Here is a 25,122-nt window from a genome sequence, read left to right as displayed (position 1 = left end):
GCGGTTCGACGGCGGGCGGCGGGGTCAGGGCCGGGGCACGTTCCGCAGGTTGGAGCGGGCCATCTGCACCATGCGGCCCACCCCGCCGTCCAGCACGATCTTGCTCGCGGAGAGGGCGAAGCCCGTCACCATCTCGGCGCTGATCCTCGGCGGGATGGAGAGCGCGTTCGGGTCGGTGACCACGTCCACCAGAGCCGGGCCCCGGTGCTTGAAGGCGTCCCTGAGTGCGGACGCGAGCTGCCGGGGCTTCTCGACCCGTACCCCGTAGGCGCCCGCGGCGCGGGCGATCGCGGCGAAGTCGGGGTTGTGGTTGGTCGTGCCGTACGAGGGCAGCCCGGCCACCAGCATCTCCAACTCCACCATGCCGAGCGCCGAGTTGTTGAAGAGGACGATCTTCACCGGCAGGTCGTACTGGACGAGCGTGAGGAAGTCGCCCATCAGCATGGTGAATCCGCCGTCCCCGGCCATCGCGACGACCTGCCGGTTCCGGTCGGTGAACTGCGCGCCGATGGCCTGCGGCAGGGCGTTGGCCATCGAGCCGTGGCTGAAGGAGCCGATGACCCGGCGGCGTCCGTTGGGAGTGAGATAGCGGGCCGCCCAGACGTTGCACATCCCGGTGTCCACGGTGAACACGGCGTCTTCGTCGGCGAGTTCGTCCAGTACGAAGGCGACGTACTCGGGGTGGATCGGGGTGTGTTTCTCGACCTTGCGGGTGTACGCCTTGATCACGCCCTCCAGCGCGTCGGCGTGCTTCTTCAGCATCCTGTCGAGGAAGCGGCGGTCCGTCTTGGCGCGCACACGCGGGGTCAGGCAGGTCAGCGTCTCGCGGACGTCGCCCCACACGGCGAGGTCCAGCTTGGAGCGGCGGCCCAGCCGCTCGGGCCTGATGTCGACCTGCGCGATCTTGACATCGTCGGGGAGGAAGGCGTTGTACGGGAAGTCCGTGCCGAGGAGGAGCAGCAGATCGCAGCCGTGAGTGGCCTCGTAGGCGGCGCCGTAGCCGAGCAGTCCGCTCATGCCGACGTCGTACGGGTTGTCGTACTGGATCCACTCCTTGCCGCGCAGCGCGTGGCCGACGGGCGACTTGATCCGCTCGGCGAACTCCATCACCTGGGCGTGCGCCCCCGCCGTACCGCTGCCGCAGAAGAGTGTGACCCGGTCCGCCTCGTCGATCAGGCGGACGAGCTTCTCGATCTCCGCGTCGCCGGGGCGTACCGACGGCCGTGAGGTGACGAGGGAGTGCTCCATCGCCTTCTCCGGGGCGGGCGAGGAGGCGATGTCGCCGGGCAGGGTGACGACGCTGACGCCGCTCCGGCCGATGGCGTGCTGGATGGCCGTCTGGAGCAGCCGGGGCATCTGCCGGGGGCTGGAGATCATCTCGTTGTAGTGGCTGCACTCGTTGAACAGCCGCTCGGGGTGGGTCTCCTGGAAGTAGCCGAGGCCGATCTCGGCGGAGGGGATGTGGGAGGCGAGGGCGAGGACGGGGGCCATGGAGCGGTGCGCGTCGTACAGGCCGTTGATGAGATGCAGGTTGCCGGGGCCGCAGGAGCCCGCGCAGGCGGCCAGTCTGCCCGTGACCTGGGCCTCGGCACCGGCCGCGAAGGCGGCGGTCTCCTCGTGCCTGACCTGGATCCAGTCGATGGCGGGGGTGCGGCGGATGGCGTCGACGACGGGGTTGAGGCTGTCGCCGACGACTCCGTACAACCGCTGGACGCCCGCTCTGACGAGGATGTCGACGAACTGTTCCGCCACGTTCTGCTTGGCCATGGATCTCCGCGCCCTCTCCGGTGACGGTCAGGACGGCCGGTCCGCCCTGCGGTCTCCATCAACCCACGGCGGGGCCGGTCGCGCATGCTCAGCCGTGCGCGCCGGGCGGGTGATCGCGTGGGCGGGCGCGCGTGGGCGGGCGTCTCCTCCGTCATGCCTCCCAGACGCCGACCGCCGTACGGTCGTCGGCGTAGCCCTTCACCCGGAGCGCGGTGTCCGCGAGGAAGCCGGCCAGCCCCGGCGGTTCCGGCGCCGCCCAGCGGCCGGCCAGTTCCCCGGCGAGCGCGGGCTCCCCGCGCAGCGGCTCGGCCAGCCCCGCGCTGCACAGCAGGAGTGTGTCGCCAGGACGGCCGACCGACGCCCGGAACCGGAACGGCTCGGGCGCCGGCGGGAGCGGGCCCTCGATGTACGGGGCGTGGCTCTTGGTGATCTCCAGGTCCATGGTGGTCCGGTCGCCCGCGGGGGTCTCGGCGGCGGGGGCAGGGACAGCGGCGCTGACCGGGGGCTCCAGGTCCTGCCAGCCGCCGTTCCTGAGCCGGAAGAGGCCGCCGGGGCCGACGCCGAAGGACACCCGGGTGCGGCAGTCGGGGTCGGCGGAGAGCAGCAGACAGCGCAGGCTCGCGGTGTACTCCTCCGGCGCCAGGCCCAGTTCGGCGGCGCGGGCCCTGAGCTTGCCGAACCCCCGGTCCGTGAGCCGGTGCAGACCGGATTTGAGCGCGCCCCTGCGGTCGGCCCTCAGGTCCTCGGAGAGCCTGCTGTGGCTGCGTCCGACGGCGCCGCCGATCCAGTGACACACGTCGCCGGCGGCCCGGTGGGCGCCCTCGGCCGCGCGGGCGCCGCCGGCGACGGCGACGAGGACGAGCGCGCCGGGCCCCGTCCCGAAGCGGGCGGTGAGCAGCGCGTCGCGCCGGGGCTCGCCCCGGTACCGCGCGGAGTCGCCCCGTACGGACACGGCCCGCAGGGTGTACGTCCCGTAGGCGGCGCCGTCGAGGACGGTGTCGGCGGTGAGTTCGTCCAGCCGGTCGGGGTGTGCGGCGGGCAGTGCGGTGGGCTCGGGATCGTAGGTGGGCGGCCGGTCACCGAGATGGGTGACCCGGGCGCGCTCCGGAGCGGGGGCGGGGGCAGGAGTGCGCTCCGGCGCGGACCGGGGATCGGGGACGGCACGCGGACCGGACGCGGGCGGGGGTACGGGCGGGTCCGGGGCCCGGTCCGGGACGAGGCCCAGGTCCGGGGCCAGGCCCAGGTCCGGGGCCGGCACCGCGTCCTGGGCGTCCGTTCTCGGCAGGGGCCTGGCGTCGCTGGGCGCGTACGGGGCCGGCGCGGGCGCCTGCTCCCACCAGGCGCGTGGCCGAGCCCCCGTAGCCCCGTCGCCCGGTTGCGCCGGGCGGCCTTCGGCCGGGTCCGCGTTCACCGCGCCCGCCGCCGAGTCGAAGCGGTCGTCGAGCGTGTCCCCGGACTTCGCGGCGGGGCCCGTGTCGGGCGCGGACGCGTCGTACAGGCGGGCCCACCAGTCGTCCGTGTTCGGCCGCTCCCCCTGCTCGCTCATGTCCCTTATTGTCGACCGCTGCCGGGGAGCGAAAACGGGCATCGCGAAAAATGAGTCCGCCGGGCGACCCCACCCCCCACGGGAAGGACGCCCGGCGAACGGTCACAGATCCAGCGCGGGCCGATACGCGGGCGCCGGGCCGCACGCATCGCTCTCCCGAGCACATCCCGGCCGAAGAGGCACAGAGGCATATGACCGGGACTGTTGCTGCTGTGATGGCGCCACCATGACAGAGTGCCGGGGCGAACAGGGGATGATGGGCACGGCGGGTTTACGCCGTGGCCGGTATCCGCCACGGTGGGCCGGGGAACGGACGCGTCCGAGGAGGTCGCGCGGCGCGAGCGGGGAGGGGTGGGCAGGGTGCTGGGAGCCATAGGCCTTGACGAGAGACACGAGGCCGCGTATCGGGCGCTGGTGGCGATCGGGGCCGCGGAGGTCGCGGATCTGGCGCACCGGCTCGCCCTGCCCGAACCGGACACCGAACGGGCGCTGCGCAGGCTGGAGCGGCAGGGCCTGGCCGCCCAGTCCTCCTCCCGGGCGGGCCGGTGGGTCGCCGCGCCGCCCGCCGTCGCGCTGGGCGCGCTGCTGACCCAGCACCGTCATCAGCTCGAACAGGCGGAGCTGGCGGCGGTGCTGCTCGCCGAGGAGTACCGCGCGGAGGCGGCGGAGCCCGCCGTGCACGATCTGATCGAGGTGGTGACGGGCGCCAGCGCCGTGGCGCATCGTTTCCTCCAGCTCCAGCTCGGTGCCACGGAGGAGGTCTGCGCCCTCGTCACGGGACAGCCCGTCGCCGTGACCGGCCGGGAGAACGAGGCCGAGGACGGCGCGGCGAGCCGGGGCGTCGCCTACCGGGTGGTGATCGAGCGCGAGGTGCTGGCCCAGCCCACCGGACTCACCGAACTGGCCGCCGCGCTCGGCCGGCAGGAACGGGTCCGGGTCACCGAGCGGGTGCCGACCAAGCTGGTGGTCGCGGACCGTGCGCTGGCGATGGTGCCGCTGACCGGCCGCGGTATCGGGCCCGCGGCGCTGGTCGTGCACGCCAGCGGGTTGCTGGAGTCGCTGATGGGGCTCTTCGAGGCGGTGTGGCGGGAGGGGCTGCCGCTGCGGCTGGGTACGGACGGGGCGGTACGGGAGGACGGTCCGCCCGGCCCCGACCCCACCGATCTGGAGATCCTGTCGCTGCTGCTCGCCGGGATGACGGACGCGAGCGTCGCCAAACAGCTCGACCTGGGGCTGCGGACCGTACAGCGCCGGGTGAAGGGGCTGATGGAGCTGAGCGGGGTGACGACCCGGCTCCAGCTCGGCTGGCACGCGTACGAGCGGGGCTGGGTCGCCCGCGGCCCCGAGGCCTGAACACGCCGCACGGCGCGGACGCGACCTGCGGGAAGGGGCGGCGTACCGCACAGTTGGCGGATGGAAGTGTGGCAGCTCGTGCTGGTCGCCCTGGTCATGCTGCTCGGTCTGTTCGGCGTGCTCGTCCCCGGTGTGCCGGGACAGGCGATCGTCTGGGCCGCCGTGCTCTGGTGGGCGCTGACCGACGCCACGCGCCCCGCCTGGGCGCTGCTGATCGGAGCGACGGCGCTCCTGCTGCTCAACCAGGCGCTCCGGCCGCTCCTGCCGGCCCGCCGGCCGCGTGGGGCGGGGGTGCCCCGCCGCACCCTGCTGACCGGCGGCCTCGCGGGCATCGTGGGGTTCTTCGTGGTGCCGGTGGTGGGCGGGATCCTGGGGTTCGTGGGCGGGATCTACGGCGCGGAACGGGCACGGCTGGGCAGCCACCGGGACGGCTGGGCGTCGACCCGTACGGTCATGCGGACGGCGGGGGCGTCCCTGCTGGTGGAGCTGTTCGCGTGTCTGCTGGTGGTGGGCGCGTGGCTGGGCGTGGTGCTGGCCCGGGGCTGAGGGCGTGGTCGTACGACCGCCACCCGGGGGTCGTACAACGTCGTACGGCCCCCGCCTGTACCAGGGACCGGTGCGGCGGCCCGGTCCCCCGTGTGAGGGTGGGGGCATGACCGAATTCAGCGAGGCCGAACGCGCGTATCTGCGGTCCCAGCGGCTGGGCCGGATGGCGACCGTCGATCCCCAGGGGCAGCCGCAGGCCAATCCGGTCGGCTTCTTCCCGCAGGACGACGGGACCATCCTGATCGGTGGTTTCTCCCTCGGTACGACGAAGAAATGGCGCAACCTCCAGGCCAATCCGCGGGTCGCCCTGGTCGTCGACGACATCGTGAGCACGACTCCGTGGACGGTGCGCGGGGTCGACATCCGGGGCGAGGCGGAGCTGCTGACGGGCCCTCACGACCTCGGCCCGCACTTCAGCGAGGAGCTGATCCGTATCCACCCGCGGACGATCCACAGCTGGGGTCTCGACTGACATCCGGCGTCACCGACTCCCGCCGCCGGGCGGCGCGCAGATGCCCCGCGGCGTAGGACCGCCACGGCCGCCATGCCTCCTCGTCGCGCTCCCCCACGGGCGCCACATCCGGGTCGCCGAGGGCCCGCATCCGGATCAGCGCGGCGGTGGCGGGGGTGAGCCCGGGGACGGCCAGGAGCGCCTGTTCGGCCGCGTCCCGGTCGGCGCCCGCGTCGAGCCGTACGGTGCCGTCGGCGAGCGCGGTCGCGAGGGGGCCCGCCACCGGGTCGTCGCGCAGCGCGGTGGGCCCGGGGAAGAGCCGGGTGAGCCCGCCGCAGGGGTGCTCCAGCGTCTCCCCGTACGTCTCCACGGCCCGCGCGGCGCCGGTGTCCCCGAGGAGCGCGCGCAGCGCGTACTCCACCGGATCCGCCGCGCCGGGCGAGCGCAGCCCGGGGCGCGCCGCGACAAGAGGGGCGAGAGCGGGGTCGGCGCCGAGGCGTTCGTCCACGGCGTACGGGTCGGCGTCGAGGTCGAGGAGGCGGCGCAGCCGCTGGACGGCGGTGGTGAGGTCGCGCAGCTCGGTGAGGTGGATCCGCGCCTCCAGCCAGCCGTTGGCGGACCGCCCGGCCGCGTCGCCGTGGGCGGGACGGGCCTCGTCCACGGCGACGATGCCGGGGCCGTGGGGCAGCCGCAGCGTACGGCGGTAGGTGCGGGCGCCGGACGGTCCCGTCATCTCCTCGACGGAGGGAAGGGCCTCCTGGGCGAGCAGGTCGAAGACGCCGGAGGCGGCGTAGGGGCCGCGGTAGGCGAGCCGGAGGGGGATCCCGGCGAGCGCGGGCACGGCCGGCCCGGCGCTCCCGGACGCCGCACGGGCGTTGCGTCGGGTGCCCGTTCCCGTACCGGATTCGGTACGCAGGGCGCTGGGGGTACGGGCGTAGATCTGCCGGATCGTGTCGTTGAACTGGCGCACGCTCGCGAACCCGGCGGCGAACGCGATCTCGGTGACCGGCAGTCCGGTCGTCTGGAGCAGGACCCGGGCCGTGTGCGCCCGCTGGGCGCGGGCGAGGGCGACGGGCCCCGCGCCCAGCTCGGCGGTGAGCTGGCGCTGGATCTGGCGGGTGCTGTAGCCGAGCCGCCCGGCCAGCCCCGGCACGCCCTCCCGGTCCACGATCCCGTCCCCGATCATGCGCATCGCGCGGCCGACGACATCGGCGCGCACATTCCACTCCGCCGACCCGGGCACGGCGTCCGGCCGGCAGCGGCGGCAGGCGCGGAAGCCGTGGCCCTGGGCGGCGGCGGCGGTCGGGTAGAAGCGGACGTTCCGGCGTTTGGGGGTGACGGCGGGGCAGCTCGGCCGGCAGTAGATGCCGGTGGTCTCGACGGCGAAGAAGAACGCGCCGTCGAACCGGGCGTCGCGGCTGGCGACCGCCTCGTACCTGGTCTCTTCGTCCATCACGAGTCCAGTGTGCGCCGGCCGGAACGGGGGTGCTCGCGGCTTTCGGACATCACATCCGGCCGCCCGATCACCGCCCGCCCCGGCCGCCCGAGGGTCCGGCCGCCGCTCAGCGGATCCGGCCGCGCTTGGCCTCGATCGCGGCCCGCCCCTCCGCGCCCTTGCGCTTCCAGTCACGCCGGATCTCGCTGCGCAGCCGGGCGTCGGTCTTGGCGACGATGCGCTGGTTCTCCCGCAGCAGCTTGCGGTAGCTGTCCAGCCGCCGCACGGACAGCGAACCGTCCTCGACCGCGGCGAGCACGGCGCATCCGGGCTCCGCCGTATGGGCGCAGTCCTGGAAGCGGCACTCGCCCGCCAGGTCCTCGATCTCCGAGAACACCTGGCCGACCCCGGTCATCGCGTCCCACAGCCCGACACCGCGCAGCCCGGGGGTGTCGATGAGCACGCCGCCCCCGGGCAGGACGAGGAGGTTGCGGGTCGTGGTGGTGTGCCGGCCCTTGCCGTCCACGTCACGCGCGGCCCGTACCTCCATCACCTCCTCCCCGAGCAGGGCGTTGGCGAGCGTCGACTTCCCGGCCCCGGACGCGCCGAGCAGCACGCTCGTGCCGCCCGACAGCACGGCGGACAGGACCTCGACCCCCTCCCCCGTCTCCGAGCTGACGGCGAGTACCTGCACCCCGGGGGCGGTGGTCCTGACGTCCTCGACGAGATGGGCCCGTACGGCGGGGTCGGCGACGAGGTCGGCCTTGGTGAGCACGACGAGCGGGAGGGCGCCGCTCTCCCAGGCGAGGGCGAGGAACCGTTCGATCCGCCCCAGGTCGGGTTCGACCGCCAGGGAGATCGCGATGATCGCGTGATCGACGTTGGCGGCGAGGATCTGCCCCTCGGACCGCTTGGAGGAGGTGGACCGTACGAAGGCGGTACGGCGCGGCAGACACGCCCGTACGAACCGGGGCGTACCGTCCGGGTCGACGACCGCCCAGTCACCGGTGCAGACGACCCGCAGCGGGTCGTGCGGGGTCACGAAGGCCGTGTCGGCCCGGATGACGCCCGCGGTGGTGGCCACGTCGCACTGGCCGCGGTCGACCCGTACGACCCGGCCGGGCAGCAGTCCGCGCTCGGCGTACGGAGCGAACTCCGCGGCCCAGCCCGCGTCCCAGCCGTACGGGGTGAGCGGGTGCGACGAGGTGGAAAGAAAGGACAGACTCAAGGCAAACCCTTCGAAGGGTGGCCCCGGCACGCCCGAGCGGGCGTGAAAAGAGAAGGAGAGTCAGCCGGAGACCACAGGGATGAGAACGATGAACTTCTGAACCTGGGCAGCGCCCAGCACCGTGACAGTCATCAATGTCCCCACCTCTCGCGTCTCAACGGTTCGACAGCACTCCAACAAAGGCCCGCCAGCGGCTCGTTACGTCCACCGCTCCGGACGACGCCCACCATAACCGGACCCCTCACCACACCGCGACGCATTTTCCCGGCCGAGCCTCCGACCCGGGCCTCATTGGAGGGCGCCGCTCGGACCGACGAACGGTTCGGCCCGATCCGACGGCGAAGAAGCCAGGAAGAAGACCCTCGCCCCGGGCGTGCCGGCCGGCCGAAAGTCCATCCGCATCTCCGGCCTGGGGCCACGGCCGGACTTGGCCGCCGCCTTCCGGTCGGCGAACGCCGTAACACAACCGCAGCGCACTCCACGCTTGCCCGCCGGCTCCAGAAACCCGCCTCCGTCGCAGACATGGAAGACCTTGTCCATCGCGTCCGCCACTGCCCGGTCTCCAGTGGTGACGCGCCAGGACGACAGAGCCACCGGGCTACCCCCTTGCTGCCGTGCCACATGAACCTGCCCCGCGTACACGTCCCCGTTCTCCGGGCGGACGACGGCGACCCGCTCGGCCTTGTCGCCGACCAACCCGCCCAGGAGGTCGCAACGGCTTACCGCCGACGGTACCGCCGAGCTGGATCCGGGTTGATCGCCTCACTCACGCTTCCCTCAACTCCAGTGTCTCCAGGGCAGCTTGGGTGACCTCTTCGGGCGTACGGCCGTTCGTCGGCACGACGGTCGTGGCGATCCCCTCGTACAGATGCCTCCGCGCCGCCATCAACCGTCGGCGTGCCAGGATCCGCCACCATCTTCGTGGTGATCGGACGCCGGCGGGAAGGCCCTCCAGCGTCGCGACGAGTGCGGGACCATGGGACTCCCCCGCGGTCAGCCAACGCAACCTGCTCATCAGGATGGGATTGCGCTCTGACATCGATATGTCCTCTGTCTGGTGGGGGGTGGGGTGCCTGTTCGCAAGGCCCGGGACGTGGCCGTCCCGGGCCGCTCAGGATGGCCCGCACGGGGTGCGACGGTCCGCCGGACCGCGCCGTAGGAGACGAAGCCGTGGTCAGCTCCGCGCCCGCGTGTCAGCCGGCCAGCCTGTTCATCTTGCGGATCTGCTTGTCGAAGGCCCCGGCGGGAGCGACACGGCGCAGTACGCGCGCACGTCCGGCCATGGGGCCTGCGGTGTAGCGCAGCTTCGGCTTGGCGTCGGTCGCTGCCGCGACGATCGCCTTGGCGACGACGGCCGGGTCGTCACCGCCCCTGATCGCCTCCGCCATCACCCGGTCGACGGCCTGCCCCTGCTTCGCGTAGACAGCGAGCGGCGTGTCGGGCTTCGCGCTGTTGGCCTCGAATCCGGTCCTGGTGTAGGCGGGTTCGACGATGAGCGCCCGGATGCCGTGGTCACGGACCTCGTGGTCCAGGGACTCGGAGTAGCCCTCGACCGCGTGCTTGGAGGCGGCGTAGGCGGCCATGTAGGGCTGAGGCAGGAACCCGAGTACGGAGGAGAGGTTGATGATGCGCCCGCGCCCCTGGGCGCGCATGTGCGGCAGGACCTCGTTCACCATGCGCATGACCCCGAAGACATTGGTGTCGAACATGGCCTGTGCCTGTGCGACGGAGGTTTCCTCGGCCGCGCCCATCGAGCCGACGCCGGCGTTGTTGACCAGGACGTCGATCCGCCCGAACCGCTCGATCACCTGCTGGACCGCGGTGGCGACCGAGGTGTCACTGGCCACGTCGAGGTCGAGGAGCGTCACACCGTCGAGCGGGGTCACGCGGGATGTGTCGCGGCCTGTGCCGGCCACGTCGAAACCCGCCGCGACCAGCGCGAGCGCGGTTTCCTTGCCGATGCCGGATGACGCACCTGTCACGAGTGCCACCGGCCGGGTCGTCGTCATCATGGATTCCTGACTCGTTGAGAAACTGATCGGTTTCCATCCACTGTAAACCGATCGGTTTCCGTGTGCAAGCCGCGCGGTGATCGCCAAGCGGGCAGGTGACAGGTGTCCTGCGGCCGTATCCCTTCCGGCCCTTCCCGGACAGGAGGGCGATCCCCGTCGCCGCCTCGGCGCGGAGCATGGAAGAGACCCGCCCGGCTCTCGCAAAGGCGGCCGAAGGGGTGCAGGGTGGCGAGCAAGCCCGTCAGCGCCCCTGACGCGGAATGCCCGGCAACGCCCTTACGGCGACCAGGCTCCCCCGGGCGACGGGCGGTAGCGGAGTGTTCCGGAAGCGACGACTCAGCGCATGTCCGCCGCGTCGAGCAGGGTGGTCACCATGGGTGCGATGAGCCCCGTCAGCGTGTCGGCCCCGATCCCCGCCCGGGCGCTGGCGCCGTCGAAGACCAGGCTGAGCTGCCGGGCCAGCAGGTCGGGATCGCTCGCGCCGCCCCGTTCGGCCTCGGCGCGGAAGAAGGCTGTCAGGTTCTCCTTGATCCGGTGGGCCACCAGGCTCGCGGGGTGGCTCTGGTCCTTGAGCTCGATCTGTGCGGCCAGGTAGGGGCAGCCGCGGAACTCGGGCGCACCCGCCTGCGATTCCACCTGCTCGAAGACGTGCGTGATCCGCTCGCGGGGCGCCCGGCCGTCGTCCGGCGCGGGCAGGAGCCCGGCCGCGAAGGCGGAGGCGCGCCGCTCCAGGCTCGCCGCCAGCAGTTCGTCCTTACTCTCGAACAGCTGGTACATGGAGCGCTTCGACACTCCCGCCGCCCTGCACAGCGCCTCGACGCCTATGCCGACACCGTCCCGGTAGGTGAGCGTGGCCGCTGCCTCCAGCAGCCGCTCTCGGGAGCTTGACTTCGCCTCGGTGGTCATATCGCGAGGTTAACTCGATTCCGACAGAAAGAAAACTGATCGGTTTCTGGGATGAGGCCCGGACAAAGACCCGGCGACGGCCTGAGCGTCGCCTGGCCGTGGTGGTGTGTGCGCCCGACCGTCCTCGCAGGCGGGACACACCGGGGCCGCTGCGCACGGCGGCCCGTTCCGCGCGATGAGAGGGCGCGTTCCGCTATGCCGGGACGGAGGTCTTCTCGGGCTTCGGCTTCGTCTCGGCCGGGATGCGGTGCATCCCCTTGCGGTCGTACCACCCGAACCGGCGCCAGCCCGACACGGTCACCGACCTTCCATGCCTCCATTCCTGGGCCGACCTCACTGATCACCCCGGCGTTCTCATGCCCGAGCGTCATCGGGATGCGCGGGAACGACGTCATCCACTGCGGGTCGTCGAGCGCGCCGACGTCGGAGTGGCACAGGCCGGCGGCCTTGACATCGACGACGACCTCGCCCGGACCCGCGTGCGGGGCCGGCACCTCGTCCGGGGTCAGCGGCCGACCGGTTCCGTGGAATCGCCACGACTTCATGGGTCTCTCGTGTGCTTTCTACGGCGGACGCGTGCGGTCGGCGTTTTCGCCCACCACCCGTGCCGCCCGGGTGTGTCCAGGGGTGTGCTGCTGTGTTCAGGGGCGGCCCGGGGCGCATGCGGCCGACGGGCCAGGCGGGCCCGCCCCGCCTGGCCCGTCGGCCGTTCATCGGCACGAGCGATGCGTGTACGAGCGGGGACGGCACCGGTGTCAGCGGTGGGCGGCGCGGTTCATCTCGACGACGTCGTCCAGCGTGGGCTGGGGCGGGAGGGTGGCGAAGCGCTCCATCATGCTGTCGCGGACGCGTGCGTCCTTGTCCCGGTCGGCCGAGGCGAGGGCCGGGCCCAGCTCGTCCATGGTCAGCTCGGTGCAGTAGGCCGGGCCCATGGGCTGCTGGCGCCAGGAGTCGGCGAGTACGCCGGCGTCGTAGGGGTCGAAGCCGGTGTCGTCCACGAGTCGCATGGCCAGGCGCCGTGCCTCCTCGGAGTCGGCCGCGACAGGAATCGCGATCCGGCCCGGGGTGCCTGCCGGAACGCCCTTGGTGCGCTGGGTCTCGGCCAGGGCGGCGTTCCACGCCTTGACCACGGGACGGCCCAGCAGCTCGGCGTTGCGCACGCTCTCCACCTGGCCGTTCTCGACGGCCTCGATGCGGCCGTTGAGGTGGGGGTAGTAGTTGGAGGTGTCGATGACCACGGTCTCGTCGGGAACGGTGGCCAGCAGATCGGCCAGTTCCGGAACCCGGTCGAAGGGGATGGACAGGATGATCACGTCCCTGTCCTGCGCGGCGGCGTCCAGAGGCAGGGCGCGGGCGCCGGACTCCAGCACCTCGGCCGGAACCGCCTCAGGGCCCCGGGCGTCGGCGACCTGTACGTCGTGACCGGCTGCGCTGAGCTTGTTGGCCAGGTTGCCGCCGATTACCCCGGCGCCGATAACAGTAATTTTCATGATTTGTCCCATCAGAAGTTTCACTGCCCCTGGTGGACAGCGTGGAATGAGTGCGTTCTCAGGAAGCCGTCCACCGACGTCCGCGATGAAGTCCCGGCGGGCCGGCCGGCTCCGGCGGGCCGCAGGTGTCCGGTCGTACGGCGGCGGGTTATCCGGCCACGGCGTCCGTTTCCCGCAGGTAGCCCATCGCCTGGTCCGTGAGGTCCGCCAGCGGGACGGCCCCGCCGCAGGCGGTCCAGGCGTCGGTGGCAGCGTCGAAGCAGGAGATCGCCGCCGCCGCGAGCGCGTTGGCCCGCAGGTCGATGGCGGGATCCGGGCCGCCGAGACGGCGGGAGATCTCCGGGGCCAGCATGCTCTGCCAGCCCTGCGTCTTCTCCCACTGCCGGGTCATCAACGCACAGGCGTCGCTGAGCAGCCGGATGGCGTCCATCGGCGCTCCGGCCTCACCGGGCCGAGGCCCGGCGACCACATCGAAGGCCCGGCGCAGAGCTTCCCAGGGCCGCTCGTCGGCAGGCCGGGCGGCCAAGGCCTCGGCGACCTCGCGGCCGAACTCGCCGACCCTGCCCAGCACGAGTTCCTCCTTGGTGCCGAAGTACCGGAAGAACGTGGTGCGCGACAGACCGGCGGCGTCGGCGATCTGCTCCACGGTCGTGTTGTCGAAGCCGCGCTCGGCGAAGAGCCGGAAGGCGACTTCACCGACCTCGGCACGCATCGCGGCACGCGTCCGCTCACGCAGCGAGGAACGCCCGGACGGTGCGGCGCCGGAGGTGGATGAAGACTTCGCGGGCTCGACCATACCAAGAGTGTACACAGGCCCTAAGTGGAACTCAATACCACCTTGAACTTCCATTGCAGTTACCAACTCAGTTCCACTATGGGGGTCGATTCCACTCCTCGTCCGCGACGCCGGCTCCTCGGCGGGGCTCGCGGTGAGGAGATAGTCTCCGTTTCGCGATCCAGGGATTGCGATCCGGGGGATACGGAGACTCGCTCCCCGCCGTCGCAGGAAGGTGTGAGGCCATGGGTGTCTCAGGTGTGGACGGGCGTCGGCCGCGTACGGACAAGCAACGTAATCGCACACATATCCTGGAAGTCGCGGACCAGTTCTTCGCCGAGCACGGCATCACCGGCTCCATGGACGCCATCGCCAAACGGGCCGGCGTCGGCCCGGGCACCCTCTACCGGCACTTCCCCAACCGGGAGGCGCTGCTCGCCGCTCTCCTCCAGGCTCGCGACGCGGAGTTGGAGGCCAGGTGCGTCGCCATCCAGCGCGAGGAGACCGATTCCAGCACCGCGCTCGCCCGGTGGCTGGAGGCCCTGGGTGAGTGGGTGACCGCTTTCGACGGGCTGCCCGAACCGTTGCGGGCCGCGCTGGCCGAGGGCACGTCTCCTCTGGCGATCACCTGTCAGGGCTTCATCACGGTGACCGAGGATTTCCTCCGCGCCGCTCAGCGCGATGGCGGCGCCCGGCCATGGGTGCGGGGAAGGGACCTGTTCCTCAGCACGCTGGCGACAGCGTGGGTGCGCACCGCCGCCATGGCCGACGCGTCATCACCCCAGGCACTCAACGCCCTCATGCGATCCGGGTGGGAGACCCCCGCGAACGGAGGGTGAGACTCCCAGACGGTGGCGTCGCGAAACGCCCGCGGGGCCGCGGCGCCGACTGGCTGAGCCGGGCTCGCGGGCCGGTCCGCGCGGGGTCCAGCCTTCCCGGGCCACTTCCAGGGCACGGGCGGAGCGCGGGTCGTGCGGGCTGGGCACGGCGCCGGCCAGCCGGTCCGCGGTCAGCCGCTCGTCGATCTGGTCGAAGGAGAGCGGCAGGCCGATCATCGCACCGAGGTAGCGGACGCGCTGTCGCAGGTCGACGGATTCGTCCAGGAACCGCCGCCGGTCGAGGGCGGCCCGGCGCGAGGAGGCGATGGTCGGCATGAAACCGGCGAACATCTTCACCTCGTCGGGGTCGCGCCCGGCACGCTGGGCGGCGTCGCGCAGTGCGTCGCGCTGGGCCTGGCCGTCTTCGAGGGTGTGGGGGTTGGCGTAGACGCCGTCCGCGTAACGGCCCGCCAGTTCCAGGCCGTAACCGCCGCCGCCGGCCTGGAAGATGACCGGCTGGCCCTGCTCGGAGGGAGGGATGGGCAGTGGGCCACGGGAGGCGACGTGGCGGCCCTGGAGGTTGACCGGCTGGATCTTGCTCATGTCGGCGAACCGTTTCCCGGCGACGTCCCGGACCCATGCGCCCTGTTCCCAGCTTCCCCACAGGGCCTGCACGATCTGGACGGCCTCGTGGGCCCGCTCGTACTTCTCCGCACGGGGCGGGACCTGGCGGCCGAAGTTCGCCGCGGCGGCGGGGTCCGAGGTGGTGACCGCGTTCCAGCCGGCCCTGCCGTGACTGATCACGTCCAGGGCCTTGAACTGGCGAGCGAGGTTGTACGGCTCGTTGAACGTGGTGGAGCCGGTGGAGACCAGCCCGATCCGCTCGGTCTCCCGCGCGACGGCGGTCAACACCAGAAGCGGGTCGATCGCGAAATGCGGGGCCTGGTCGTCGAGATCCACGTCCAGGACCGGAGTGTCCGCGAAGAACAGCAGCTGGATCTTGCCGCGCTCGGCCGCCTGCGCGTACCGCACGAACTGATCCATGTCCGTATAGCTGGACAGGTTCACCCCGGGCAGCCGCCATGCCCCTGGTTCGGCTCCGTAGCCACTGGTGAACTGCATGCACAGGAGCATCTGTTCGCTTGCCATGGTCGCTTCTCCAGCGAGTCGACAAAGCGGAGAAGCCCTCCGCTTTACGGCCAACGATACGGAGACACTCTCCGGATTGTCAAAGGACGGGCGTCCGCGCCGCAGCTCCCTGTGGCGCCCCAAGTCGTTACCCACCGGTGCTCGGCCCGGTCCCGGAACCCGCACTTCTCGGCCTCCGCGATGGATAGGATCACGCCGCACGCTGAGCGGGCGGCGGTTCGAGCCGCGCCGCGCACAGCACAGACCGAAACGTCGGGGGCGCACGGCATGAGTACGAACGGCAATGGTTACCGGGGTCCGGCGGGCGGACCCGGACCCGGAGGGCAGGCGGGCCCAGGCCCCGGCCATCAGCCCTATCCCGGGGCCGGACATCACCCGTACCCCGGCGGTCCCGGCGTGGGGCCCCACCGGCCCTACCCGCCGCGGCCCGCGCCCGTGCCGCCGCAGGGGCACCCGGGGCATCCGCAGAGCTGGGGCCCGTACCCGCCGCAGCCGCACCGCGGTGGCCCCCCGCCGCCGTTCCCGCGCCCGCCCCGGCCGCCGCTGACGCGCGGGCAGCGGATCCTCAAGTGCGTCTACAACCCGTTCTACGCCGCCCAGCGGGCCTTCCGCCCCTCGCGGCCGGGCGCCGTCGAGGACCTGACGGTACGCAAGATCCAGATGTGGCGGACCGGGCTCGGCCTCGCCGCCTGGCTCGTGCTGACCATGTCGTACAAGCCCGTCGACACCGCCAAGGGCGTCGAGACCGTCGCGGACGACAAGTTCAACCAGAGCTGGATCAGCACACTCGTCCTCGTGTGCGCCTTCCCGTTCGTGATCGCCCTGTTCGCGTTCGCCGCGCAGGGTGCGCTGCGCGGGCTCTACCTGCGTCGGTCCCTGAAGCCCTTCGGGGCGGTGGCGGCTCTGATGGGGTCCATGGCCACGTTCCCCCTCGCCGTCGCGCCCGACCCGCAGACCGCCGGGTTCCGTGACGCCATCGGGATCCCCGGCATGGTCGTCCTCATCACCCTCTGCACATGGTCGCTGGGCTTCGCCCTGTACGGGATCGCGCTCTGCCTCCTGCACGTGTTCCGCACCGCCGACATCCACGAGGTGCTGCCACCGGTCCTCGCCACCTTGCTGGTGTGGGTGATGGCCGCCCTCGACGTGATCAACAACGAGAACGCCGAGGTCCCCGGCCTTGCCCGGATCGTGTTCCTGCTCGGCGCTCCGGTGTCGGTGACGGTGTTGTCGTGCTGGGAGCTGTACCGGCTACGGAAATACCACAACCTGAGCCTGCTCCGGGCCCTCGGCCGATAGGGCCTCCCGTCCGTCACTCCCACCGGCCCCCGGGACACGGCGCGAGGGGTTTCCGCGCCGTGTCCCGGGGTCTGTTCACCGGTGCGGAGGGCTACTTGGCGGAGGGGTCGAGCGTCGCCAGCGCCTGCGCCCAGCGGGCGTACTTCAGGTTGGCCAGATCTGCCACCGTCTTGACGCCGAACGCCTCGTCAAGAAGCTTGCCCTGGCGGTCCGAGACCCCCTTCAGCGCGGAGACCGGCGCGTCGAGCACGGCGGGCAGGTCCTTGTCCGCCCACGCCTTGTCCAACACCTTGTCGAGGTCGATCTGGGCCACTGCTGCCTCCTGGAGTACGGGGTGCCCCGCCGCTGCGGCGGGCGGCCGCGGGTACGGCCGGAGGCTGAACGCGCCCGCAAGGTAAAGAGGTTCCCAAGGATCCGGTCGTGCGATCGCTTCCGGCCATTCGCCGGGCACCCTGCGTCGCGGCGTTTGCCGGTGGGGCGCGCCGGACGCAGGCTGGAGTCATGGCCCCTTCCGTGCCCGCGAAGGACGAGGGCGGCGCCGGTCCGCTGGTGAGCGGCTGGGCCGTGGGGACCCCCGGCCCGGTCTCCACCGGGCCGCTCGTGCGGGTGCGCCGTGCGGCGCCGGTGCCGGGCCCGGGTGAGCTGCTGCTGCGGGTCGAGGCGTGCGGGGTGTGCCGGACGGATCTGCATCTGGCCGAGGGCGATCTGGCCCCGCACCGCCCGGCCACCGTGCCGGGCCACGAGATCGTCGGCCGGGTGGCGGCGGTGGGCGAGGGCGTGGCCGTGTTCCGTACCGGTGACCGGGCCGGCGGGGCATGGCTCCGCGCGACCTGCGGGGAGTGCCGGTGGTGCCGGTCCGGGCGGGAGAATCTGTGCCCCCGGTCCCGTTACACGGGGTGGGACGCGGACGGCGGCTTCGCCGGCCTCGCGATCGTCCCCGAGGCGTTCGCGTACCGGCTGCCGGAGGACCGGGACGCCGCCTCGCTGGCGCCACTGCTCTGCGCGGGGATCATCGGCTACCGGTCGCTGCGCCGCAGCGCGCTCCCGCCGGGCGGGCGGCTGGGGATCTACGGATTCGGCGCGTCCGCGCATCTGGCCGCGCAGGTCGCGCTGGCCGAGGGCGCCACCGTCCATGTGCTGACCCGGTCGGCGCGGGCGCGGGCGCTCGCCCTGGAGCTCGGGGCCGCCTCCGCGGGCGGTGCCGACGATCCGCCGCCGGAGCCGCTGGATTCGGCGGTCCTCTTCGCCCCGGTGGGCGATCTGGTGCCGGTGGCGCTGGCTGCGCTGGACCGGGCGGGCACGCTCGCCGTCGCCGGGATCCATCTCTCCGACATTCCGGTGCTGAACTATCAGCGCCATCTCTTCCAGGAGCGCGAGCTGCGCAGTGTCACCTCCAACACCCGACAGGACGGCCGCGACTTCCTGGCGGTGGCCGACCGGATCGATATCCGCGTCACGGCCACCCCGTACCCCTTCGACCAGGCGGACCGGGCGCTCGCCGATCTCGCGGCCGACCGGGTGAGCGGCGCCGCCGTGCTCGTGGCGGGCTGACGGCCGCCCGTCAGGTCCGGTCGTCCGTGTCCGTGTCCGTCGCCGTGTCCGTCGCCGTGGCCGTGGCCGTGGCCGTGTGACGGTGGCTCCGCTCTTCGAGGTAGTGCCCGGTCTCGGCGGAGGCGTGGAGCATGGCGAGGGCCCGGATGTGGAGGCGGTGACGGCGGTCGGCGATCGCGGACGCCGCCGAGGCGGGCGAGGCGGCGTCGCGCAGTTCGGCCAGGAGCGGCGCGATCTGGGTGAGGAGGTACCCGCCGCGCCGGAGCTGGTGCACGAGGTGGGCGTCCCGGACGTCGGCGGGGGTGTAGGTCCGGTAGCCGGTGGCGGGGTCCCGCGCCGGGTGCAGCAGACCGGCCCGTTCCCACCGGCGCAGGGTGGCCGGGCGGAGGCGGAGCCGGTGGGCCAACGCCCCGACGGTGGCGGGGCGGTGGGTCGCGTCCGGTACGTGGGCGAGTTCCGTGAGGGCCCGCTCGATCGCGTCCAACGTCTGCCGATCGGCGAGGAGTTCGGCGTGGCCGCGGTCGATGACGGTGAGCGCCTCGACGGTCCGGCCGGTGTTGAGCAGCGTCATGATCGAGCGGGCGGCGGCATGGCCGTGGGCGGGGATCAGGGCGAGAAAGGTGCGCAGCGCGGCGGCGTGCTCACCGGTGTAGCGGCGGTAGCCCGAGGAGGTGCGCTCGGCGGCGGGCAGGATGCCGGCGGCCTCGTAGTTACGGACCGCCTGGCCGGACAGTCCGTGCGGCCGGGCCAGATCCACGGGCCTCATGGTTGCTCCTCCAGGCCTTCGGGTGTCTTCCCGTTTGAAGGTTTTCGGCGATGTTCCTGGGCGTTTTTCGGCTCAACCTTCAACCGAAACATCAACGATAGCGTCGAAGCCATGACGACAGACGAATCGATGTACGCGGCCGTCGAGCGTTTTCTCGATACACGGGCGCGGCGGCCCCGTGTGCTGGCCCTGGGTGAGGCGCTGCACGGCGACGAGACCTTCCCGCGGCTGCGCGACGACCTCCTTCGGGGGCTCGTCGCACAGGGGCGGTGCCGCTGTGTGGCGCTGGAATCCGACTGCCTCGCGGGGCGCCTGGTGGATGACCATGTCCGTGGCGGCGACGGGCACCTCGACGGGGTGATGGCCGACGGCTTCAGCCACGGGTTCGGGGCGCTGCCCGCCAACCGCGCGCTGGTGGAGTGGATCGCCGCGCACAACCGCACCCGTCCCCCGGCCGAGCAGGTGCGTTTCGCCGGATTCGACGCGCCGATGGAGAACGACGACCGGAGCGGGGCGCACAGCCCCCGCGCCGCCCTGCGCATCCTGCACACCTTCCTCACCGCGCGCGGCGCGACGGTACCGCACCCGTGGAGCCGGATCGAGGAGCTGCTCGGCGACGACAGCCGGTGGTCCGATCCCCGCGCCACGATGGACCCCTCGTACTCCGTCGGTGGGACGGCGGAGGCCCGCGAGCTGCGCGTGATCACCGATGATCTCGGCCGGCTGCTCACCTCCGGCGCACCTCACTTCGCCGAGGACGGCTCGGCGGAGGCTCTGTACGACGCCGAACTCGCCGCCCGCAGCGCCGCCGGGCTGCTCGCCTACCACGCGGTTCTGGCCCGGACCGATCCCCAGGAGCGGCTGGCGCGGTGCACGGGGATCCGCGACGCGATGATGGCGGAAAATGTGAGCGCGCTCGCCGCCCGCGAACAGGATCGGGGCCCGGTCCTTGCCTTCGCCCACAATCTGCATCTGCGGCGCCACGCGGCGCGGACCCGGTTCGGCGCCATGGACGTGGAGTGGAGCCCGGCCGGTGCCCATCTCGCCCGTGGTCACGGTTGCGACTACGTGGTCGTCGGCACGGCGATCGGCTCCGCACCGCACCTGGGCATCGGCGCACCGCCGGCGAACACCCTGGAGGGTCTGCTGGCCGCGACCGTGTCGGCGCCGTCCCTCGTGACCGCCGCCGAACTGGCCGAACTGGCCGCACAAGCAGGCGAGTTGACCATGCGCGGGAGCGAGTACCCCAGCTACTTCCCGCTCGACCCGGGTGTGCCCGACGACTTCGACGCCCTCCTGTTCCTGCCCCGCCTCGACCCGCCGGGACCGGCGGCCGCACCACGGTAGCGACCGCTCCCCGCGCCGCTCCCCGCGCGCGTTCCGGGAGTGCGGCCCAACCGTTCGCGTGACGGCAACCTTTCGGCGTCCGGCGGAGACCTGGGGGTGTGGGCGTCCGCGCCCACACCCCCTGCCCCCCACACTCGGGAAGAGCCGTGATGTCCTTGCATTCGCTCCGTACCGCTGTGATCACCCTCGCAGTCGGCGCCCTCACCGTCCTCGGTCTTGTCACCCCCGCCGGCGCGGTACCCGTCGTCGCCGGGACCGCGCCCGCCGCCGTGGCCGCGGCCGACTGGAACCCGCCCGCCCAGCTCGTCCGGCCGCTGGACGAGGTCTGGCGGCATGTCGAGTCCACGTACCCCGACCTGTACGGCTTCCGCAACTACGGCTGGGACCAGGTGATGGCCAACAAGGGCCGGGTCTCCTACTGCGTCCGCTGGGAGTCGGACCAGCCGGTCAGCGCGCAGTTGCGCGACGAGATCCACACCGCGCTGAAGCGCCAGTCGAAGAAGTGGACGGACACCGTCGCGGGCTTCGAGGGCTTCCCGTACCAGAACGTCCCGGTCGACATCGTCGGCTGGGCCGTCAAGAACCGTTCCACGCTCCAGTGGACGGACAACTCCGTGGACATCTACACCAATGTGCTCGACGGCGAGGGCGCGCCGCAGTGCGCGCCCGACTGCGGGCGCTTCTTCCACCAGAACGGCGACTACTCCAAGTGCCCCGGCGGAGCGGCCCGCCACTACGACCAGTCGCTCTGGCTGACCAAGGGGTTCCAGGGCGGCGCGGGCGGTGACTGGGGGCAGCGGATCGGCAGCGAGTACATGGTCGGTGCGCGGGGCCAGGAGGACATCCACATCCTGGAGCACGAGATCGGGCACACCTACGGGCTCGACGACTTCTACGACTGGACCCCGACCGGTGTCGGCGGCTTCATCATGAAGGCGGGCAGCGCCACCCGTATCACCGAGTTCGACCAGTGGATGTACCGGGACTTCTGGCGTCATCTGAAGGGCCGTTACGGGATCTGACGCGTCCGGCGGGACCCGGACGGGCCCTGCGGAGCGGTGTCGGCCCAGGGGCGGGCGGGACGGGTGAGGTTGGTCCCGTCCGCCCCGTTGACCTCCCTGTAACACGCCTCTACGGTTTCGGCGTTCGGAATCACAGATGGTGTTCGATTTCTCGAACGCGACTCTCTGTCCCGGAAAGGGAGACTGCATGAGCCGCAGTGATGTCCCCGGCCGCCGCCTGCTGTTGAAGGGGGCGCTCGGCGCGGGCGCCCTCGCCGCACTTCCCGGCCTCGCCCACGCCGCGGCGTCCGGCGCCCCGCACGCCGCACCGCCCGGCGCCCCCGACGCCGCGAGTCCCGGTGCGGACCGTACGGCCGCGGCGGGGCCCGTGTACCGCAACCCGCTGGTGGAGCAGCGGGCCGACCCGTACATCCACCGTCACACCGACGGCCGTTACTACTTCACGGCGACGGCGCCCGAGTACGACCGCATCATCCTGCGCCGTTCCCGCACCCTGCGCGGGCTGTCGACCGCCGAGGAGTCGGTGATCTGGCGCAGACACACGAGCGGCGACATGGGCGCGCACATCTGGGCGCCGGAGCTCCATCACATCGACGGGAAGTGGTACATCTACTTCGCCGCGGGGCGCGCCGACGACGTGTGGAAGATCCGGATCTGGGTGCTGGAGAACGAGCACCCTGACCCGTTCCGGGGCACGTGGACGGAGAAGGGGCGGATCACCACCGCCTGGGACACCTTCTCCCTCGACGCGACCACCTTCACCCACCGCGGCACCCGCTATCTGGCCTGGGCGCAGCAGGAGCCGGGGCTCGACAACAACAGTGGTCTCTTCCTCTCCGCGATGGCGAACCCGTGGACCCTCAAGGGGCCCCAGATCAGGCTCACCACACCGGAGTTCGACTGGGAGACGGTCGGGTTCAGGGTGAACGAGGGGCCGGCCGTCATCCAGCGGAACGGCCGGGTCTTCCTCTCGTACTCGGCGAGCGCCACCGACCACCACTACTGTGTGGGGCTGCTCACCGCCGACGCCGACAGCGATCTGCTGGCGCCCGCCTCCTGGTCGAAGTCGCCCACACCGGTTTTCGTCAGCAGTGCGGCGAACGGGCAGTACGGTCCGGGCCACAACTCGTTCACGGTCGCCGAGGACGGGCGGACGGACGTCCTCGTCTACCACGCGCGGCAGTACAAGGAGATCAACGGCGACCCGCTCAACGACCCGAACCGCCACACCCGGATCCAGCCGCTCGGCTGGAAGGCGGACGGCACACCGGAGTTCGGAGTGCCGGTGGCCGACGCGCCGGTCGCGGACACCTCCGCGGCGGTGACGCGGTACACGATGACGGCGTTCACCAACTCCAGCGAGTCCAACATGTACGTGTACGAGTCGGCGGACGCGCTGGGGTACACCCTGCTGAAGGGGCCCGCGTACACCCCGCCCTCGGGGCTGATCCGCGACCCGAGTGTGATCCGGCACACCGACGGCTACTACTACATCGCGCACACCACCGACTGGACCGGGAACACGATCGGTTTCGCCCGCAGCAGGGACCGTACGAACTGGCAGTTCTTCGCCCGCCACACCCTGCCGGTGGCCGGGCTCGCGCGTACCTGGGCGCCCGAGTGGTTCGTGGACGCCGACGGCCGTACACACCTCGTCGTCTCGCTCGACACGACGAACACCTACACCTTCCGGCCGCATCTGCTCACCGCGACGGACGCGTCGCTGGGCACCTGGACCACGCCGAAGCCGCTGGCCGGTCTCGACCGGTCGAACTACATCGACACGTTCGTCGTACGGCACGACGGCAAGTACCACGCGATCACCAAGCAGGAGACGACGAAGTATCTGGAGCACGCCGTCGCCGACCGGCTCGAAGGGCCGTACACGTTCACCGGCACCGGTGACTGGGCGGGCTGGGGCAGTTGGCGCGAGGGGCCCGCGCTCGTCCAACTGGACAACGGCGGCTGGCGGATCTACTTCGACGGCTACGCGGAGCAGAAGTACTACTACAGCGACAGTCTGGACGGGCTGCGTACCTGGACGCCGATCCGCCAACTGCCCGGACTCTCGGGCTTCGCACGGCACTTCACCGTACTGAGGGAGCGTGTCTGAGATGAACCGCGTGTACGAGAGAGGCCAGGCGTACGGGGCCGGGCGGGCGAACCGGAGGCGGCGGGCGTACGGGACCGGGCGGGCGTACGGGTCGGGGCGCGTGGTGACGTTCCTGCTCGCGCTCTGTGTCGCGGTGGCGGGCCTCTTCCTCCCCGCGAGCGCCGCGCAGGGCGCCGAGGCCCCGGACACCGCCGCGCGCGGCGCCGAGGCCGGGCCGGTGTCCGTCACCAACGGCGGTCAGTTCACCGACACCAGCGGCCAGTTGGTGCACGCCCACGGCGGCGGGGTCGTCAAGGTGGGCTCCTGGTACTACTGGTTCGGCGAGAACCGCAACGCGGACAACACCTTCCGGTACGTCTCGGCGTACCGCTCCGCGGATCTGAAGACCTGGGAGTTCCGCCGGCATGTGCTGACGCAGGCAACTGATCCGGAGCTGGCCGCCGCCAACATCGAGCGGCCGAAGGTCGTCTACAACGCGGCGACCGGCCGGTTCGTGATGTGGATGCACAAGGAGAGCGCCACGGACTACAGCCAGGCGCGGGCCGCCGTGGCCACGTCCGCCACGATCGACGGCGACTACACCTGGAAGGGCAGCTTCCGGCCGCTCGACACCCATATGTCGCGTGACATCACCCTCTTCACGGACACCGACGGCACCGGCTACATGGTGTCGGCGGCCCGCGAGAACTACGACCTCCAGATCTACCGGCTCACCTCCGACTACACCGGTGTCGCGAGTCTGGTCGCCAATCCCTGGCCGGGCGGCCACCGCGAGGCGCCGGCGCTCTTCAAGCGCGGCGGGGTGTACTTCATGCTGACGTCCGGCGCCACCGGCTGGAGCCCCAACCAGCAGCAGTACGCCACCGCGACCTCGCTCGCCGGGCCGTGGAGCGCGATGCGGAACGTGGGCGACTCGACGGCGTACAACTCCCAGACCGCGTACGTCCTGCCCGTCCAGGGCACGTCGGGGACCGCGTACCTCTACCTGGGCGACCGGTGGGGCAACTCGTTCGGCCAGAAGGTCAACGACTCGCGGTACGTGTGGCTGCCGCTCGCCTTTCCGACCAGCACCTCGATGACCATGGACTGGTACCCCGAGCTGTCCATCGATACGGCGGCGGGCACCGTGACCGGTTCCGGCGGGCCGTACGAGACACTGACCGCCCGGCACAGCGGCAAGTGTGCCGACATCCCGAACCAGTCGGTCGTCGACAATGTCGCCGTCACCCAGTACACCTGCAACGGCGGCGGCAATCAGCGCTTCTGGTTCCGGAACACCGGTGACGGCTATGTGCAGTTGATGGCCCGGCACAGCTCGCTCTGTCTGACCGGGACCGCCTCCGACGTCCAGCAGCGCGCGTGCGGCAGCGCGCCCGAGCAGCAGTGGCGGGTGGCGGTGAACGCGAGCGGGTACACGACGCTGACCGCCCGGGCGAGCGGCGAATGCCTCGATGTCGCCTCGGCGTCGACGGAGAACTCCGCCAAGGTCATCACGTACACCTGCACGGGCTCGACCAACCAGCAGTGGCAGCGCGGCGCCTGACGAGC

Annotated in this window: 22 protein-coding genes and 1 pseudogene; 10 read left to right on the top strand and 13 right to left on the bottom strand. The window is 71.9% G+C overall.

Annotated elements, in window-relative coordinates; all coding sequences use genetic code 11:
* Positions 1-24 precede the first annotated feature (24 nt).
* Positions 25-1,767, bottom strand: a complete 1,743-nt coding sequence (locus ACIQ7D_RS00270) for a pyruvate dehydrogenase (protein ID WP_403931637.1) — start codon at positions 1,765-1,767, stop codon at positions 25-27.
* A gap of 151 nt (positions 1,768-1,918) precedes the next feature.
* Positions 1,919-3,313 (bottom strand): protein phosphatase 2C domain-containing protein, encoded by a 1,395-nt coding sequence (locus ACIQ7D_RS00265; protein WP_403931635.1) that lies wholly within the window; start codon positions 3,311-3,313, stop codon positions 1,919-1,921.
* 360 nt (positions 3,314-3,673) lie between these two features.
* Here ACIQ7D_RS00265 and ACIQ7D_RS00260 point away from each other — a divergent pair, with 360 nt between their 5' ends.
* From ACIQ7D_RS00260 to ACIQ7D_RS00250, 3 genes are all read left to right on the top strand, one after another.
* Complete coding sequence (locus ACIQ7D_RS00260; RefSeq protein WP_403931632.1) at positions 3,674-4,666, top strand: helix-turn-helix domain-containing protein; 993 nt, start codon at positions 3,674-3,676, stop codon at positions 4,664-4,666.
* A 60-nt stretch (positions 4,667-4,726) separates the two neighbouring features.
* Positions 4,727-5,212, top strand: coding sequence for a DUF456 domain-containing protein (locus ACIQ7D_RS00255; RefSeq protein WP_403931629.1), 486 nt, complete (start codon positions 4,727-4,729; stop codon positions 5,210-5,212).
* A gap of 106 nt (positions 5,213-5,318) precedes the next feature.
* Entirely contained in the window at positions 5,319-5,684 is a 366-nt protein-coding gene (locus tag ACIQ7D_RS00250; RefSeq protein WP_403931626.1) for a PPOX class F420-dependent oxidoreductase, read from the top strand.
* On the opposite strand, the gene ACIQ7D_RS00245 is transcribed toward ACIQ7D_RS00250, so the two are convergent.
* From ACIQ7D_RS00245 to ACIQ7D_RS00210, 8 genes and pseudogenes are all read right to left on the bottom strand, one after another.
* Complete coding sequence (locus ACIQ7D_RS00245) at positions 5,626-7,116, bottom strand: bifunctional transcriptional activator/DNA repair enzyme AdaA (protein ID WP_403933717.1); 1,491 nt, start codon at positions 7,114-7,116, stop codon at positions 5,626-5,628. The two genes, ACIQ7D_RS00250 and ACIQ7D_RS00245, sit on opposite strands and share 59 nt — an antisense overlap.
* 109 nt (positions 7,117-7,225) lie before the next feature.
* Positions 7,226-8,326, bottom strand: coding sequence for a ribosome small subunit-dependent GTPase A (rsgA, locus tag ACIQ7D_RS00240; protein WP_403931624.1), 1,101 nt, complete (start codon positions 8,324-8,326; stop codon positions 7,226-7,228).
* A 766-nt stretch (positions 8,327-9,092) separates the two neighbouring features.
* Positions 9,093-9,254, bottom strand: a pseudogene (locus ACIQ7D_RS00235) (shikimate kinase); the annotation flags it as partial.
* A 265-nt stretch (positions 9,255-9,519) separates the two neighbouring features.
* The gene (locus ACIQ7D_RS00230) at positions 9,520-10,335 is read right to left on the bottom strand and encodes an oxidoreductase (protein WP_403931621.1); all 816 of its coding nucleotides are present in this window, start codon (positions 10,333-10,335) and stop codon (positions 9,520-9,522) included.
* 339 nt (positions 10,336-10,674) lie between these two features.
* On the bottom strand, positions 10,675-11,244 hold the full coding sequence (locus ACIQ7D_RS00225; RefSeq protein ID WP_403931619.1) for a TetR/AcrR family transcriptional regulator: 570 nt from the start codon (positions 11,242-11,244) through the stop codon (positions 10,675-10,677).
* On the bottom strand, positions 11,241-11,789 hold the full coding sequence (locus tag ACIQ7D_RS00220; protein WP_403931616.1) for an alcohol dehydrogenase catalytic domain-containing protein: 549 nt from the start codon (positions 11,787-11,789) through the stop codon (positions 11,241-11,243). Before ACIQ7D_RS00220 ends, ACIQ7D_RS00225 begins: the two co-directional genes overlap by 4 nt.
* Positions 11,790-11,999: 210 nt before the next feature.
* Positions 12,000-12,734: an NADPH-dependent F420 reductase gene (locus ACIQ7D_RS00215; RefSeq protein ID WP_403931614.1), complete on the bottom strand. Its 735-nt coding sequence runs from the start codon at positions 12,732-12,734 to the stop codon at positions 12,000-12,002.
* Between the two features lie 148 nt (positions 12,735-12,882).
* Entirely contained in the window at positions 12,883-13,530 is a 648-nt protein-coding gene (locus ACIQ7D_RS00210; RefSeq protein ID WP_403931611.1) for a TetR family transcriptional regulator, read from the bottom strand.
* 224 nt (positions 13,531-13,754) lie between these two features.
* On the opposite strand from ACIQ7D_RS00210, the gene ACIQ7D_RS00205 reads away from it, so the two are divergent.
* Positions 13,755-14,348 (top strand): TetR/AcrR family transcriptional regulator, encoded by a 594-nt coding sequence (locus tag ACIQ7D_RS00205; protein WP_403931609.1) that lies wholly within the window; start codon positions 13,755-13,757, stop codon positions 14,346-14,348.
* Here the strand turns inward: ACIQ7D_RS00205 and ACIQ7D_RS00200 are convergent.
* Positions 14,286-15,476 (bottom strand): NtaA/DmoA family FMN-dependent monooxygenase, encoded by a 1,191-nt coding sequence (locus ACIQ7D_RS00200; protein ID WP_403931606.1) that lies wholly within the window; start codon positions 15,474-15,476, stop codon positions 14,286-14,288. The two genes, ACIQ7D_RS00205 and ACIQ7D_RS00200, sit on opposite strands and share 63 nt — an antisense overlap.
* 396 nt (positions 15,477-15,872) lie before the next feature.
* On the opposite strand from ACIQ7D_RS00200, the gene ACIQ7D_RS00195 reads away from it, so the two are divergent.
* Entirely contained in the window at positions 15,873-16,775 is a 903-nt protein-coding gene (locus ACIQ7D_RS00195) for a hypothetical protein (RefSeq protein WP_403931603.1), read from the top strand.
* A 91-nt stretch (positions 16,776-16,866) separates the two neighbouring features.
* On the opposite strand, the gene ACIQ7D_RS00190 is transcribed toward ACIQ7D_RS00195, so the two are convergent.
* Entirely contained in the window at positions 16,867-17,088 is a 222-nt protein-coding gene (locus ACIQ7D_RS00190; RefSeq protein WP_329828089.1) for a hypothetical protein, read from the bottom strand.
* 188 nt (positions 17,089-17,276) lie between these two features.
* On the opposite strand from ACIQ7D_RS00190, the gene ACIQ7D_RS00185 reads away from it, so the two are divergent.
* Entirely contained in the window at positions 17,277-18,326 is a 1,050-nt protein-coding gene (locus tag ACIQ7D_RS00185) for a zinc-dependent alcohol dehydrogenase family protein (protein ID WP_403931599.1), read from the top strand.
* 10 nt (positions 18,327-18,336) lie between these two features.
* Here the strand turns inward: ACIQ7D_RS00185 and ACIQ7D_RS00180 are convergent, their stop codons facing one another.
* Entirely contained in the window at positions 18,337-19,092 is a 756-nt protein-coding gene (locus ACIQ7D_RS00180) for a MerR family transcriptional regulator (RefSeq protein ID WP_403931596.1), read from the bottom strand.
* Positions 19,093-19,203: 111 nt separating this feature from the next.
* Here ACIQ7D_RS00180 and ACIQ7D_RS00175 point away from each other — a divergent pair, with 111 nt between their 5' ends.
* The 4 genes from ACIQ7D_RS00175 (at position 19,204) to ACIQ7D_RS00160 (ending at position 25,117) form a co-directional block, all read left to right on the top strand.
* Positions 19,204-20,439, top strand: coding sequence for an erythromycin esterase family protein (locus tag ACIQ7D_RS00175; protein WP_403931594.1), 1,236 nt, complete (start codon positions 19,204-19,206; stop codon positions 20,437-20,439).
* 149 nt (positions 20,440-20,588) lie between these two features.
* Complete coding sequence (locus ACIQ7D_RS00170; protein WP_403931591.1) at positions 20,589-21,461, top strand: hypothetical protein; 873 nt, start codon at positions 20,589-20,591, stop codon at positions 21,459-21,461.
* Positions 21,462-21,648: 187 nt separating this feature from the next.
* Positions 21,649-23,574, top strand: a complete 1,926-nt coding sequence (locus tag ACIQ7D_RS00165; RefSeq protein ID WP_403931588.1) for a family 43 glycosylhydrolase — start codon at positions 21,649-21,651, stop codon at positions 23,572-23,574.
* Position 23,575: 1 nt separating this feature from the next.
* Positions 23,576-25,117 carry an RICIN domain-containing protein gene (locus tag ACIQ7D_RS00160; protein ID WP_403931585.1) on the top strand — a complete coding sequence of 514 codons (1,542 nt, stop codon included), beginning with the start codon at positions 23,576-23,578 and terminating at the stop codon, positions 25,115-25,117.
* Positions 25,118-25,122 lie beyond the last annotated feature (5 nt).

Origin of the sequence: Streptomyces sp. NPDC096310 (genome assembly GCF_044763125.1) — a bacterium.
Lineage (GTDB): Bacteria > Actinomycetota > Actinomycetes > Streptomycetales > Streptomycetaceae > Streptomyces.
The sequence above is the reverse complement of the archived record's forward strand: the minus strand, read 5'-3'. Positions and strand labels throughout refer to the sequence as shown.